Raw genomic sequence first — 12,735 nt, forward strand, 5'->3', positions numbered from 1 at the left:
CCGGTGGCCGCCGCACCCGCCGCGGCGCCCGCCGCCGCGGCAGCAGCGGCTGCGGCCGCACCGGCCGCGGTGCGCCCATGGGGAGCGTCGGCGTCGTCGGCACCGTGTCGGGCACCGTGGGCGCGCCGGCCAGTGGCGTCATCATGGTCGTCGTCGCTCGTGCGTGATGTCGTGCCCGCCGAGCCCTGCCCGCCCGGCGTGATCTCCACGGTGTGGCGGGACTCGTCGAGACGGATCGGGCGCGTCACCTGGTCCGCGTCGTGGTCGCCGTCGACGTCACCGCCCCAGCCCGCGGACGCCGCACCGGCGGCCCCGGCGGCAGCCCCTGCCCCGGCACCGGCGGCCGCAGCACCGGTGGCACCGGCAGCTCCGGCCGATCCGGTCGAGGTCGTGGGCAGCGTGACCGTGTCGTCGGACGCGACGTCGGTGCTCGCCGGCTCCTCCGGTGCGGTCGGGCTGGTGCGCACGGCCCCCGCGAGCGGGATGCGCGACCAGGGCGCGATCTGGGCGGCGTAGTCGCCGGCCGAGTCGGGGCCGGTGCCGTCGCCGAGCGTCTCCCGGCAGATCGTGTCGAGGTCACCCGGGACGGCCACGGCGAGGTGCGAAGGGGGACTCGGCACGCCGTCGATGCGCGGCGCGGCGGGCAGCGTGGTGCGCGCCTCGAGCGGCCAGGTGCCGGTGAGTCCTGCGTAGGCCAGGGCGACGATGCCGATGGCGTCGTCACGGTCGGCCTCGGCGCCCTCGGTCTCGATGCCGGCGAGGGCGGCGGCGGTGGCCAGGCCGCGCACCTTGACCCGGCCGTCGCTCGTCAGCTCGACGATCTCGGGGGTGAGGGCGAGGTGGTGCAGGCCGCGGGCCCGGGCCGCCTCGACGCCCGTGGCGATCTCGCCGGTGATGCGGCGCACCTCCTCGGCGGGCAGGCCCTCCTCGCCGATGGCGGCGGCATAGGTCCGGGAGCCGGTGAGGGCGTCCTCGGCGATCCAGGCGAGGTCACCCTCGCCGCCGACGTCGAGGATGCGCACGAGCTGGGCCGCCTCGACCCCCGCGGCGCGGCGGGCCGCGTCGAGTGCGGCGAGTGTCGTGTCGTCCTCCGCGGGCATGACGACGAGCGTCACGTCGCGGTCCAGCGTCGTGTCCCTCGCCGCCCAGCGCTCACCGCCCGGGATCTGCTCGATCCGGGATTCGACCGTGTAGCGACCGAGCTCGGTCCCCGGGTTCACCCCGTGCACGCTGTCCCTCTCGTCGGTGGATGTCTGCCGCGCCATCCTAGGTCCACGACGGGGCGCGCGCCGGGAGCCGGACGGCGGGGGCGCGTCAGCCGCGGCCGAGGCGTCGGGTCAGGGGAGCGAGCAGCTCGGTGACCTCGCGCACCCGCAGCTGCGCGGCCAGGCCCAGGCTGAGGGCGAGGACGACGAGTCCGACGACCGACGTCAGCACGAACGCCCCGAGCCAGGTCCCCCCGTCGAGGACGGTCAGCAGGCCGCGCATGAGGAGCCAGCCGACGAGGGTCGCCACGGCGGTGGCGATGCCGAGCCGGACGAAGGTGCGCACCACCTCGGAGAGGCCGAGGCGCCCGATCCGCCGCCGCAGCAGCCACAGCCCGATGAGGGCGGCGACGAGGTTGGACACGGTCTGACCGAGGCCGACCCAGGTGGCCGTGTGCACGGGTGGGCCGACGCTGCCGATGACGGTGAAGGTCAGGGCGATCCCGGTGACGACGAGCTGCAGGACGAAGGGAGTGCGTCCGTCCTCGTACGCGTAGTAGGTGCGTTGCACGAGGAAGAACCACCCGTAGGGCACGAGGCCGAGCATCATCGCGACGAGCACGCCGACCGAGGCGTCGGTCTGGGCTCTGGAGATGCCGGGCAGCACGGCCGCGAGCAGGTAGGGGGCGAGCAGGATGATCGCCGCGGTCCCGGGCACCAGGAGCACGCCGGGGACGGTGAGTCCCTGCCGCAGGTCGCTCGTGACGGCACGGGTGTCGTCGTCGTGCACCGCGTGCGAGATCCGCGTGAAGAGCGCGGTGACCAACGACACGGTGATGATGCCGTGCGGGAGCATGAAGAGGAGGAAGGCATTGGCGTAAGCGGTGAGCCCGGCGCCCTCGACGCCCTGGTCGGCGGCGGCGTGGAGCGCCCCGGTGAGGACCCGCGAGTTGACGAGGTAGGCCAGCTGGCCGATGACGACCGCGGCGAAGGCCCACATGGCCATCCGGGAGGCGCCGCCCAGACCACTGCCGCGCAGGCCCCACACGGGCCGGTAGCGCAGGCCGGTGCTGCGCAGCGCCGGGATCAGGGCGAAGGCCTGCAGCGCGATCGACAGCGTCGCCGAGCCGCCGAGCACGGCGATCATCGTCGGGTCCCACGACGACACGGGCCCCTGGAGCGGCCGGTCGGCGAGCACGAACCACAGCAGGCCACCGATCGCCACGACGTTGGCCAGGGCGGGTGCCCACATGAACGCGCCGAACCGGTGGTGGGCGGTGAGCACCTGCCCGAGGAGGGTGTACAGCCCGTAGAAGAAGACCTGCGGCAGGCAGAGCACCGCGAAGGCGGTCGCCAGCGTGCGTGCCTCGGCCGGCCAGCTGCTCGAGACGACGAGCGAGACGAGCAGCGGCGCCGCGAGCGTCAGCACGAGCGTCACGACCGCCAGCGCCACGCCGGAGAGCGTGAGCAGCCGGTTGATGTAGGTCCGGCCTCCGTCGGGGTCCCGCATCGCCCGGGTGATCTGGGGGACGATCACGGCGTTGAGGACACCGCCGGCGATGAGCAGGTGGAAGATGTTGGGCAGCGTGTTGGCGGCGTTCCACGCGTCGGCGGCGATGATCGTCAGGCCGACGACGTAGGCCGTCAGGCTGTTGCGAGCGAACCCGAGGATCCGGGAGAAGAGCGTCCCGGCCGCCATGACCGCGCTGGAGCGGCCGATCCCCGGGCTCGAGCGGTCCACGATCTCCTCGTCCGGCCCGGGGGCCGGCGTGGTGGCCTCGCTCATGCGTGTCCTTCGTCGTCGCGGGTGTCGTCTGCGGCCCCGTCGGCGCGGCGACCGCCCCGCACGGTACGCCAGGTCCCGGCGAGGACGAGCAGGACGGCGGCGCCACCGATGACCCAGTAGATCGAGTCGCCGGTGGGACGCACGCGCACCCGCAGGGTCGCGGGCACGGCGAGCTGCTCGCCGCCCGGTGTCGCCACCGACACGTGCACGGGGACCTGGCCGGCCGCCAGGGCGGTGGCCTGAACGGTCACCGTCTGCCGCCCACCGGGACCGATCGTGACGGGCTCGGGCTGGTCGTCGATGCGCAGCGACGGGTTGTCGGGCACGAGGCGCACGACGAGGTGGGACAGCTCGACATCGGTCGTGTTGACGACCGTGATCTGCAGCCGCCCCGTGTCGGCGAAGAAGTTGACGTCACCCGAGGAGACCTCGAGGTCGTCCTGCGCGAGCACCACCTCGTCGCCGAGCGCGACCCACTGCCGGACCCACGCACCCTGGTCCTGCCGCCACCGGGTCGAGGTGAGCTGGTGCAGGGAGGGGAGGACCTCCCTTCGCCACTGTGGTCCGTCCGAGCGCACCGAGGCGAAGGTGAACATCTCGCGCTGGGCGACCAGGAGCCGCTTGGCCCGGTCCGGGGTGAGCGCCGCGGGGGCCGGTGGGTCGTGCGGGATCGAGCGGCGGATCGCGCCCAGGTCCCGGGGGGTGAACTCGGGCTGGGCCGCCGCCGAGTCCTCGAGGACCGAGGCGAGGTCGCCGTCGGCGAGCCACGGGATGCGCTCGGTCGAGTCGCGCAGCTGCTCCCACGTCGCGGGGTCGGGGCTCGCGTCGCGGTCCGGGACGATGAGGACCGTCCGCTCGGTGCCGGCGCGCTCGGAGAGCAGGGCGGCGCTCTCCGCGACGAGTTGCTGCCGGGCGAGCACGAGGTCCTCGGGCCCGCCGAGACCCTCGACGATGTCGGACAGCGGACCGTCCCGGACGACCAGCGGCGTGCCGCCGTCGGTGCGGGCCCCGCCCGTCGGGGTGAAGCTCTCCGGGTCGAGGCTCGTCGACGGAGTGAGCAGGGTCGTCTCACCCTGGTGGATCCGGTCGAGCGCCCGCGCGCGCCGGTCGGTGACCACGCCCTCCGCGGGCCACAGCACGTCCGAGCGCGCGCCGAGCTCCTCGGCGACGCGCACCCCCTCGGCGACCCGGCGACCCACGAGGTCACGACCGGCGGCCGAACGGGTGCCGGCGTCGACGTCTGCATCACCACCGGGCAGGACGAGCGTGCGCTCGCCGACGACGCGTTCGCGCAGGGCGGCCGCCCGGTCCCGGCGGATGGTGCGCTCGGCCTGCTCGATCCGCCCGTCGTCCGCGACCTTCGGCACGTCGAGCAGGGACGGGTCGAGCAGCCAGGCCTCGTCGTCGGCAGGTGGCTCCTCGATCAGCTGCCCGATCCGCGAGTCCTCGCCGACGGCCTCCTGCCAGGCGGCGGTGCGCTCGCTGCCCCCCGTGCGCCACAGGCGCTCGTCGGCAGGCAGCAGCAGCGGGATGCCCCACACGACGCGCAGCGGCACGTACTCCTTGCGCCGGTGGACGCCGATGAAGGTGTGGACCGCGTGTGCGTCCGTCTGGATGCTGACCCGGGCCGCCCCGGCCGGGCCGTCGAGGAGCAGGTCCTCGCCGTCGACCTCCAGGGCGAAGGGGGCGGACCCGCCGGCGGGCACGTCGGGCAGGGTCGCGTCGTCCGCGGCCGTGCCGGTGACCGGCTCGGTCCCCTCGGACCAGGTGGAGATGTCGGCCCGACCTGCCCGGGCCGGGCTCGGCACGAGGCTGACCCGTGGCTCCTCGAGGGTCGCGTCGCCGGTGTTGCTCAGGCGGCCGACGACCCGGGCGCGCTCGTCCTCGTCGACGACCGTGGTGATCGAGGTGATCGTCAGCCGGGTCGTGCCGTCGGCGTCCGGGTCCTCCGGTGCGGCGACGGCGGGCATGGCGGCAGCGACGGGGAGCAGCACGAGCAGCGCGAGCAGCAGGCTCGCGGTGCCGGCGCTCAGGCGTCGCCGGCGAGCCGCTGCCACGCCTCCCTCGCGATGCGTCGTTCGTTGGGGAAGGTCAGGTGTCGCGGCGCGTCCCGCAGCGGGAGCCAGGCGACGTCGACGGCCTCGTGGTCGGGGTCGTTGTCGATCGTCAGGTACCCGCCGATCGCCTCGAGCAGGTAATGGTGGACGAACTTGTGGATCCGCCGGTCGGGCGTGGCGAACCAGTAGTCGATGGTGCCGAGCTCGACGAGGACGCGGGCCTCGATGCCGGTCTCCTCGGCGACCTCGCGGGCGGCGGTCTCCACGAGGGTCTCCTCACCCTCGATGTGTCCCTTGGGCAGGCACCACTCGAGGCGACCGGCCCGGTTGCGCCGCGCGATGACGGCGATGCGGGCCTGACCCTCGTGCACGTCGACGACCACCCCACCCGCGCTGCGCTCCTCGACCGCGGGCAGACGGCGCTGCGGTCCGGAGGTGGGAGCGGGGTGACTCATGTGGTCACTGTAGCCACCCGTCCCATGACGGCTCCGGGTGCTGCGGCCCGGGTCGCCGCAGGGCGCTCGACACGCGAGGTCACCCCGCCTGCCCTAGAGTCGAAGGTCCCCCCGTCAACGGGGACGGGGGCGCGTCGACGACGACGCCAGAGCCGGGAGTACCCATGCAGATCACCCTCCGACGTCTCCTCGCAGCGGCCGGTGCCGCCGCCCTCTCCTCCACGGTCCTGGGGACGGGCCCCGCGGCCGCCGAGACCCAGCAGGCACCGGTGACCGGGCCCTACCAGCTGAACTTCAGCGCGGCCCTGCTCTACTCCTTGGTCCAGCCGGACGCGCAGGCCGCGGGGGCCAATGACTGGGACTGCACCCCGCGCGCGGGTACCCAGCCGGTCGTCCTCGTGCACGGCACCTACGCCAACCAGTACAACTCCTTCGCGCGGATGGCCCCAGAGCTGGCCTGGGCGGGGTACTGCGTGTACTCCTTCAACTACGGCACCGACGGCACCGACGTCGCCGCGCAGCTGCCGGGCGTGTACGGCACCACCGGACTGTCGGACAACGGCGACGAGCTGGCTGCGTTCGCCGCGACGGTGCGTCAGCGCACCGGTTTCGCCGAGGTCGACATGGTCGGCTGGTCGCAGGGCGGCACGATCATCACCGACGTGCTCAAGAAGCACGGCGGCGGTGGCGTCGACGACGTCGTCACCTACGGTGCCACGCACCACGGCACGACCCTCCTCGGTCTCGGGACCCTCGCGACGGCGGTGGGCGCGACGGACCTGACCCGAGCCGGTCTCGGCCAGGCCGCGGTCGACCAGATCCAGGGGTCCGACTACATCACGGCGCTCACCGCCGACGGTGACACCGTCCCGGGTGTGGACTACACGGTCATCGCCACCCGGTACGACGAGGTGTCGACCCCGTACCAGGCGACCTTCCTCGAGGAGGGACCCGGCGCGAGCGTCACCAACATCACGCTGCAGGACGGCTGCGGCATCGACGTCAGCGACCACCTCTCCATGACCGCCAGCCCCCGGCTGATCGACCTCACCAAGCGGGCCCTGCACCCGCAGGGTCGCGGCTACGTGCGGTGCCTGCCCAATACGCCCGTGCTCTGACGGACCACGGGTCCCTGCGCGTAACCTTGGGCCCCATGTCCTCCCCCGCTCTGCCCCCCGAGATCCTGCGTGCCGCGGTGGCCCACCTGGCCCCCATCGTCCCGCTGCTCACGGACCTCGGTGAGCGCTTCGCGCAGGGCGGGCACGAGCTGGCCCTCGTCGGCGGCCCGGTCCGCGACGCCTTCCTCGGGCGCACGAGCGGCGACCTCGACCTGACGACCTCGGCCTCGCCCGAGCAGACCGAGGCGATCCTCGCGGCGTGGGGCGACACCCACTGGGACATGGGCCGTGAGTTCGGCACCATCGGTGCCCGCAAGGCGGAGCACACCGTCGAGGTGACGACCTACCGGGCCGACGCCTACGACGGCACGACGCGCAAGCCGGTCGTCGCGTTCGGCGACAACCTCGAGGACGACCTCGTCCGCCGCGACTTCACCGTCAACGCGATGGCGCTGCGCCTGCCCGACCTCGAGCTCGTCGACCCGCACGGCGGGATGCTCGACCTGGCGGCAGGGCGGCTGCGCACGCCGTCGGCACCCGAGGTCTCCTTCAGCGACGACCCGCTGCGGATGATGCGCGCCGCCCGGTTCGTCGCGCAGCTCGGCCTCGTGCCGGCACCCGAGGTCCTCGCCGCGATGACCGAGGCGGCGGCCACCCTCGAGATCGTCTCCGCGGAGCGGGTGCGCGACGAGCTGGTCAAGCTCGTCCTGGCCGACGACCCGGTCGCCGGCCTGCGGGTCCTCGTCGACACGGGGCTGGCCGACCAGATGCTCCCGGAGCTGCCCGCCCTTCGTCTCGAGATCGACGAGCACCACCGGCACAAGGACGTCTACGAGCACTCGCTCACCGTGCTGCAGCAGGCCATCGACCTCGAGGGCGAGCCGGGTGTCGGGCAGGACGGGCAGGGGCACCCGGTCCCGCGGCCCGACCTCGTGCTGCGCCTCGCGGCGCTGCTGCACGACATCGGCAAGCCGCGCACGCGGCGCTTCGAGCCGGGGGGCGGGGTCTCCTTCCACCACCACGACGTCGTGGGCGCGAAGCTGACGGCCAAGCGCCTGCGGGCACTGCGCTTCGACAAGGAGACGACGAAGTCGGTCGCCCGTCTCGTGGAGCTGCACCTGCGCTTCCACGGCTACGGCGACGGGCAGTGGACCGACTCGGCCGTGCGCCGCTATGTCACCGACGCGGGAGCGCAGCTCGAGCGGTTGCACCGACTCACCCGGGCCGACTGCACCACGCGCAACCAGCGCAAGGCCGCCCGCCTGCGCCGTGCCTACGACGACCTCGAGGAGCGCATCGCGCAGCTGCGCGAGCAGGAGGAGCTCGACCGCGTGCGTCCCGAGCTCGACGGCAACGAGATCGCCGCCGTGCTCGACATCGAGCCGGGTCCCGTGCTCGGCGAGGCCTACCGGTTCCTGCTGCAGCTGCGGCTCGACGAGGGGCCGATCGGCAAGGACGTCGCCGCCGAGCGGCTGCGAGAGTGGTGGGGGCAGCGCGAGTAGAGGTATCCCCGGTCGAGGTGGGGCCGACCCTCCTGGGGGGCCGGCGATACCTCGACCCGGTGCGCGGGGGAGGGGAGTGCTGCCCATCGCGCGGGGCGACGGGCGCGCTCTAGGTTGGTCCGCAGACGCAACACGCCACACGTGAACCACCAGGGGGAACCTCGATGACCGTCCGGCACGGCATGGACAGTGCGCGCGTGCGGCAGGTCGCCGGTGACCTCGAGACGCAGGTCAACAAGCTCAACGACATCCTCACCAGGGGCCGGGCCAGTGCCGACGTGCTGCAGGCCAACTGGAGTGGCGACGACGGCCAGCAGCTGCTCGTGCGGTGGCGAACCGACGCGGCCAAGCAGCTCGGCGCGGCCGGCGAGATGCTGCGCGACCGGGCACGGGAGCTGCGCCGGCAGGCCGACGACCAGGACAGCGCGTCGGGGCAGGGCGGGGGTGGACCGGGCCACGGCGGCCCCGGCGGCCACACGGGCCCGGCTGGTCCCGGTGGTCCCCACGGCGACGGCGTCGAGGCCAGCCGCCAGCCGCTCGAGTCCGGCTACGACATCCTCGACCGCGGACCCGACTCGGCGGGCGTGCGCACCAACACCGACGACCACGGCAACCGGCACCACTACGACCCGTTGACCGGGCGCACCTGGCAGGAGGACCAGGAGGGCAGGTGGCGCAACAGCCAGGACCGGTGGGGCAACGAGACCGAGAGCTCGATCGAGACGACCGACCACGGTGGCGGCTGGGAGAGCGAGCACGAGAGCACCCGGGGCACCGAGGGCCGGGGCGATTGGGGCGAGTCGTGGTCGACCGAGCGCTCCTTCGACAACGAGGTCGGTGACAACGCCCAGGCGGTCCTCGACAACGTCTCGAGCGAGCCCATCGTCGAGCAGGGGCTGTGGGACGTCGGCGCCAGCGACAGCGTCGCCAGTGGACAGGTCGGCGACGACCAGGTCGGGGCGAGCGGCGAGTTCCTCTCCTACAACGCGCAGACCGACGGCGCGATGGGCATCGACCCCGTGCGCGGTGGCTACATCGAGGCCAACGCCGAGGCCGGCGCCTACCTCCTGCGCGGCGAGGCCCACTGGGCCAACGAGCACGGCACCGCCGCGCAGGGCGAGGGGTACATCGGGGCGCAGGCCGAGGTCGACGCCGGCGCCCAGATCGGGCCGGCGGGAGCCCGCGTCGAGGCCGGTTTCGACGCCTTCGCCGGCGGGCGCATCGAGGGCGGCGTGAGCCAGGACCTCGGCCCGGCCGACGTCGGGGTCTCGGGATCGCTCTCCTACGGCATCGGGGCCCATGCCGACGCCAGTGCCGAGGTCACCATGGAGCGCGTCGGCGTCTCCGTCGACATCGGCGCCACGCTCGGCATCGGTGGGTCGCTGTCCTTCGACGTCTCGGTCTCACCCAACGAGGTCCTCGACGGCCTCGAGGACGTCGGCGAGGCCCTCGCCGACTCCCCGATCAACCCCGGGAACTGGTGGTGACCCCCCTTCGACCGCAGATGGCAGGCTTGGCCCCGGACCACGGCCGCCGCCCCCGAGCCCACAGGAGCGCAGCATGACCCAGATCACCTACCCGAGCGAGGTCGTTCCCGGCCCGCCGCGCCTCGCCCTCGACATGCCGGAGGGCTGGGTGCAGGTGTGGGCCCCGGACACGCTCGTCGCCATCCGCGACGCGGCGGAGCGTGCCGATCACTTCCTCGCCAATGTCGTCGTGCGCTTCTACCAGCGCCTCGCCCCCTTCGGTCCCGACGAGATCCACGCGGAGCTGTCGGAGTACGTGGCCCAGCGGCGTGAGGGCCAGGTCGGGGTGCTGAAGCACCAGGAGGTCGACGGCCGCGAGTTCGTCGGTGCCGACCTGGCATTCGTCGACGGCGAGGCCGGCACGGTCGGGCAGGTCCACTGGTTCACCGCGCAGCGCACCAACGACGTCCTCGACGTCATCCAGGTCACCGGTTCGTACGCCGGCGCGCGCCGGGATCCGGACTACGGCACCATCGACCGCATCGTCGACTCCCTCCGCATCAATCCCTGAGAGCACGCACCCATGCCAGAGCTGAAGTACCCGAGTGAGACCTTCCCCGGCCCGCCGGGGGTGACCATCGACGTGCCCGAGACGTGGGCCCCCGTGCGCGTCGGCGGCACCCTGCTGTCGTGCCGACGCGTCGAGAGCGACCAGGGCTTCGCGCCCAACGTCGTCATCCGCGGCTTCCAGCGCACCTCCGACTTCACGATGCGGCACGCCCTGCAGGAGCTGCGGGGATTCGTCGCCCAACAGCAGGACGGCCACGTCGACGAGCCCTTCGAGCTCGAGCTGGGTGAGGTGCCCTTCGTCGGGGTCAACGTCTCGTGGGTGGACGAGCAGATCGGCACGATCGTGCAGATCCACCTCTTCGCCGGCTCGCGCCGCGGCCGCATCGTGGACCTGATCCAGGCCACCGGATCGGTCGGTGGCGGCGATGCCCAGAGCGCCTACGCGGAGGTCCAGCAGGTGCTGCGGACCATCCGGGTGGCCTCGTGACGGCGGTGGCCGGTCACGACGAGCTGCCCGGGCTGATGCTGCGGGTGGGTGCGGCGACGGACACGGGTCGGGTGCGCTCGCTCAACGAGGACTCCGCGCTCGCGGAGGGCGGGATCTTCGTCGTGGCCGACGGCATGGGCGGGCACGCGGCCGGTGAGGTGGCGAGCGGGATCGTCGTCGAGACGATGCGCGAGCTCGTCCCGCGCGAGGACCTGACGGCCGACGACGTGACCAAGCAGCTGCTGCTCGCCAACGAGCGCATCCTCGAGGCCGTCGACTCCCATCCGGAGCAGAAGGGGATGGGCACCACCGCCACCGGGCTGGCCTTGGTCACCGCCGGTGGCGCTGACCACTGGGCGGTCTTCAACGTCGGTGACTCGCGGGTCTACCGCGAGATCGCCGGCACCCTGACGCAGGTGACGGTCGACCACTCGGAGGTGCAGGAGCTCGTCGACGCGGGGGTCATCACCCCCGAGGAGGCCCGGGTGCACCCGGCGCGCAATGTCGTGACGCGCTCCCTCGGGACCGACTACGCGTACCAGTCCGACATCTGGGTGCTGCCGCCGTACGCCGGGGAGCGCTTCGTCGTGTGCAGCGACGGGCTGACCAATGAGCTCACCGACGAGCGCCTGCGTGAGATCCTGCAGCGGCATCCCGACCCCCAGGAGGCGGCCGAGGAGCTCGTTCGGGCAGCGGTCGACGCCGGTGGGCGTGACAATGTCACGGTGGTGGTCGTCAACCTCGACGGATCCGTCGGTGACGACCTGTCGGTGACGAGCCCGCGCCAGTCGGGGGAGGACACCGCGCCGCGGGGACAGATGAGCGACAAGGAGTGACCATGCGCACGAGGATCGAGGGCCGGGACGGCTGGGTCGAGGTCGTCCGAGACGGCATCCACCTGTTGGCGAAGGGGGATGCCTCCCTCGTCGAGCGCGTCGAGGCCGCCGTGGCGGCCGCCGAGGACGACGACCTCGCCGACGTGGTGACCGACGAGCTGAGTTCCGGTGGTGTCCGGCGCACCCCGGACTTCGCCCTCGTCGACGAGGGCACCGGACGCGTGCTCGTCCGGGGCAGCGCCTCGGTCGTCGTGTCCGACGCCGGGGGCGTCGGGCGCACCATCACCGCTCCCGCGCGCGGCCCGTGGACGGACGAGGACCTCGCCCCCGGCGAGAGCGATGTCGTCATGAGCACGGGCGAGGCGGAGCCCGAGTCACTCGCCGCACCCGTGGCGGTCGACGTGGCCGGCCAGGAGCCGATCGGCGGGGAGCCCGAGGCCGCGAAGGCTGCAGCTCTCGACGAGCCGGCCGCGGAGCCCGCAGTGGAGCCCGCAATGGAGCCCGAGCCGGCTGGCGAGCCCGGGCCGACCACCGAGGAGGCCTCCGAGCCGGCTGGCGAGCCCGAGCCGACCACCGAGGAGGCCCCCGAGTCCGCCGCTCCCGCCGGCGCCGCCCCGGCAGCGGCCGGGTGGGCGATGCCGTCGGTCTTCGACCGGTCCGCCGGAGCCGCGGAGCCGGTCGCGGCGTCGACGGCCGACGCGACGGCCGAGCCGCAGCAGCCGGTCGAGGAGGGGGACGTCGTCGAGACGCCGGCCCCTGAGGGCCAGGACCTCGTCGCCGCCGAGCCGGAGCCCGAGGCGCCCCAGACCTCGACCCCGGACGAGGCCCCGCAGGTGGCGGAGCCGGACGAGGCCGCTGCTGCGCCTGCGAGCGAGCGGGCGAGCGAGGACGAGGACCTGCCGAGCTTCGACTTCCTCTTCGGCAACACCCACCACCACCGCAGCAGCCTGCTCGCCGGCGTCGAGGAGGAGTCGCAGGAGGAGTCCGCGATCGACTCCGGCCCGGTCGCGGCGGCCGGCGGATTCCAGCCCGCCGACCACCCCGCCGGGGCCACCCTGGCCCCGCCGAGCGAGGAGGACGAGTCCGCACCGTCCGCCCCGTCGGGCCCCACGGTGGGGGAGCACTCGGGTGGACTTCCCCCGATGCCCGGCAGCGCTCCCTTCGCCGACGCTGACGCTGAAGTCCCCGCCGAGACCGCCGGCCCCGTCGCCGCGGACGCCCCCGCTGGCGCCGAGCCGGCGCTGCCGGTGGCC

The 12,735-nt window shown here is 73.7% G+C and carries 10 protein-coding genes and 1 pseudogene; 7 read left to right on the plus strand and 4 right to left on the minus strand.

Annotated elements, in window-relative coordinates; all coding sequences use genetic code 11:
* The 4 genes from JAN01S_RS15255 to JAN01S_RS15270 form a co-directional block, all read right to left on the minus strand.
* On the minus strand, positions 1-1,220 hold a 1,220-nt coding region (locus JAN01S_RS15255), incomplete at its 3' end, for a protein kinase family protein (RefSeq protein ID WP_502685841.1).
* A gap of 94 nt (positions 1,221-1,314) precedes the next feature.
* The gene (murJ, locus tag JAN01S_RS15260; protein ID WP_068319517.1) at positions 1,315-2,991 is read right to left on the minus strand and encodes a murein biosynthesis integral membrane protein MurJ; all 1,677 of its coding nucleotides are present in this window, start codon (positions 2,989-2,991) and stop codon (positions 1,315-1,317) included.
* Positions 2,988-5,048, minus strand: a complete 2,061-nt coding sequence (locus JAN01S_RS15265; protein ID WP_068319519.1) for a DUF6049 family protein — start codon at positions 5,046-5,048, stop codon at positions 2,988-2,990. The genes murJ and JAN01S_RS15265 overlap by 4 nt, the downstream gene beginning before the upstream one ends.
* The gene (locus tag JAN01S_RS15270; RefSeq protein WP_068319520.1) at positions 5,021-5,503 is read right to left on the minus strand and encodes an NUDIX hydrolase; all 483 of its coding nucleotides are present in this window, start codon (positions 5,501-5,503) and stop codon (positions 5,021-5,023) included. Before JAN01S_RS15270 ends, JAN01S_RS15265 begins: the two co-directional genes overlap by 28 nt.
* 164 nt (positions 5,504-5,667) lie before the next feature.
* On the opposite strand from JAN01S_RS15270, the gene JAN01S_RS15275 reads away from it, so the two are divergent.
* The 7 genes and pseudogenes from JAN01S_RS15275 to JAN01S_RS15305 all read left to right on the plus strand — a co-directional run.
* Positions 5,668-6,621 (plus strand): esterase/lipase family protein, encoded by a 954-nt coding sequence (locus JAN01S_RS15275; protein ID WP_068319521.1) that lies wholly within the window; start codon positions 5,668-5,670, stop codon positions 6,619-6,621.
* Positions 6,622-6,656: 35 nt separating this feature from the next.
* Positions 6,657-8,123 (plus strand): CCA tRNA nucleotidyltransferase, encoded by a 1,467-nt coding sequence (locus JAN01S_RS15280; protein ID WP_068319522.1) that lies wholly within the window; start codon positions 6,657-6,659, stop codon positions 8,121-8,123.
* 182 nt (positions 8,124-8,305) lie between these two features.
* Positions 8,306-9,610 (plus strand): WXG100 family type VII secretion target, encoded by a 1,305-nt coding sequence (locus JAN01S_RS15285; RefSeq protein ID WP_068319524.1) that lies wholly within the window; start codon positions 8,306-8,308, stop codon positions 9,608-9,610.
* Between the two features lie 73 nt (positions 9,611-9,683).
* Positions 9,684-10,160 (plus strand): hypothetical protein, encoded by a 477-nt coding sequence (locus tag JAN01S_RS15290; protein ID WP_068319526.1) that lies wholly within the window; start codon positions 9,684-9,686, stop codon positions 10,158-10,160.
* Between the two features lie 12 nt (positions 10,161-10,172).
* Entirely contained in the window at positions 10,173-10,646 is a 474-nt protein-coding gene (locus JAN01S_RS15295) for a hypothetical protein (protein WP_068319528.1), read from the plus strand.
* Positions 10,643-11,482, plus strand: a complete 840-nt coding sequence (locus JAN01S_RS15300) for a PP2C family protein-serine/threonine phosphatase (RefSeq protein ID WP_244884861.1) — start codon at positions 10,643-10,645, stop codon at positions 11,480-11,482. The genes JAN01S_RS15295 and JAN01S_RS15300 overlap by 4 nt, the downstream gene beginning before the upstream one ends.
* Before the next feature lie 2 nt (positions 11,483-11,484).
* A pseudogene (locus tag JAN01S_RS15305) lies at positions 11,485-12,735 on the plus strand (hypothetical protein); the annotation flags it as partial.

This window comes from Janibacter anophelis NBRC 107843 (assembly GCF_001570945.1).
Taxonomy (GTDB): domain Bacteria; phylum Actinomycetota; class Actinomycetes; order Actinomycetales; family Dermatophilaceae; genus Janibacter; species Janibacter anophelis.

Excerpts from the sequence above, each read along its gene's own strand:
- murJ (WP_068319517.1), bottom strand. The coding sequence starts at position 2,991 with ATGAGCGAGGCCACCACGCCGGCCCCCGGGCCGGACGAGGAGATCGTG.
- JAN01S_RS15270 (WP_068319520.1), bottom strand. The coding sequence starts at position 5,503 with ATGAGTCACCCCGCTCCCACCTCCGGACCGCAGCGCCGTCTGCCCGCG.
- JAN01S_RS15275 (WP_068319521.1), top strand. The coding sequence starts at position 5,668 with ATGCAGATCACCCTCCGACGTCTCCTCGCAGCGGCCGGTGCCGCCGCC.
- JAN01S_RS15280 (WP_068319522.1), top strand. The coding sequence starts at position 6,657 with ATGTCCTCCCCCGCTCTGCCCCCCGAGATCCTGCGTGCCGCGGTGGCC.
- JAN01S_RS15285 (WP_068319524.1), top strand. The coding sequence starts at position 8,306 with ATGGACAGTGCGCGCGTGCGGCAGGTCGCCGGTGACCTCGAGACGCAG.
- JAN01S_RS15290 (WP_068319526.1), top strand. The coding sequence starts at position 9,684 with ATGACCCAGATCACCTACCCGAGCGAGGTCGTTCCCGGCCCGCCGCGC.
- JAN01S_RS15295 (WP_068319528.1), top strand. The coding sequence starts at position 10,173 with ATGCCAGAGCTGAAGTACCCGAGTGAGACCTTCCCCGGCCCGCCGGGG.